The sequence below is a fragment of the Ruegeria sp. BHSC223 genome (assembly GCF_059613025.1).
Genome location: NZ_JBXWRR010000041.1, coordinates 1 through 1,249, shown reverse-complemented (window position 1 = coordinate 1,249; position 1,249 = coordinate 1). Strand labels below are relative to the sequence as shown.

The following is a 1,249-nucleotide window of genomic DNA, read 5'->3' as shown; positions in this document are numbered from 1 at the left end:
GGCGTGTCTCGGGATCACCGATTACTCGATGATCTTCGACACATTCCTGATGGCGTGTCTCGGGATCACCGATTACTCGATGATCTTCGACACGACGCCGGCGCCGACGGTACGGCCGCCTTCGCGGATGGCGAAGCGCAGGCCGTCTTCCATCGCGATCGGCGCGATCAGCTCGACGGTGAAGCCCACGTTATCGCCCGGCATCACCATTTCGGTGCCTTCGGCCAGCGTCACGGTGCCGGTCACGTCGGTAGTCCGGAAGTAGAACTGCGGACGGTAGTTCGCGAAGAACGGGGTGTGACGGCCGCCCTCTTCCTTGGTCAGGATATAGGCCTCGGCTTCGAACTTGGTGTGCGGGGTCACCGAACCCGGCTTGCACAGCACCTGGCCGCGCTCGACCTTCTCGCGGTCGATACCACGCAGCAGCGCGCCGATGTTGTCGCCGGCTTCACCGCGATCCAGCAGCTTGCGGAACATTTCCACACCGGTACAGGTGGTGGTCTGGGTGTCCTTGATGCCCACGATCTCGATCGAGTCGCCGACATTGATCACGCCACGTTCCACACGGCCCGTCACCACGGTGCCGCGGCCCGAGATCGAGAACACGTCTTCGATCGGCATCAGGAAGGGCTGGTCGACAGCGCGCTCCGGGGTCGGGATGTACTCGTCAACCGCGGCCAGCAGTTCACGGATCTTGTTCTCGCCGATTTCCGGATCACGGCCTTCCATCGCGGCCAGGGCCGAGCCCGCAACGATCGGAATATCGTCGCCGGGGAAGTCGTACGAGCTCAGCAGCTCGCGGATTTCCATTTCCACCAGCTCCAGAAGTTCCTCGTCATCGACCTGGTCGACCTTGTTCATGAACACCACCAGCGCGGGCACGCCGACCTGGCGGGCCAGCAGGATGTGCTCGCGGGTCTGCGGCATCGGGCCGTCAGCGGCGTTCACCACCAGGATCGCGCCGTCCATCTGCGCCGCACCGGTGATCATGTTCTTCACATAGTCGGCGTGGCCGGGGCAGTCGACGTGGGCGTAGTGACGCGCTTCGGTCTCGTATTCCACGTGGGCGGTCGAGATGGTGATCCCGCGTGCTTTCTCTTCCGGCGCGCCGTCAATCTGGTCATACGCCTTGAAGTCGCCGAAATACTTCGTGATCGCTGCGGTCAGCGTCGTCTTGCCGTGGTCAACGTGGCCGATCGTGCCAATGTTGACGTGCGGTTTATTACGCTCAAACTTTTCCTTTGCCATT

At 62.5% G+C, this 1,249-nt stretch carries 1 protein-coding gene; it reads right to left on the bottom strand.

Features of this window, described 5'->3' with window-relative positions:
* Positions 1-72: 72 nt before the first annotated feature.
* Positions 73-1,248: an elongation factor Tu gene (gene tuf, locus AC2FNY_RS21030; protein ID WP_234144476.1), complete on the bottom strand. Its 1,176-nt coding sequence runs from the start codon at positions 1,246-1,248 to the stop codon at positions 73-75.
* Position 1,249 lies beyond the last annotated feature (1 nt).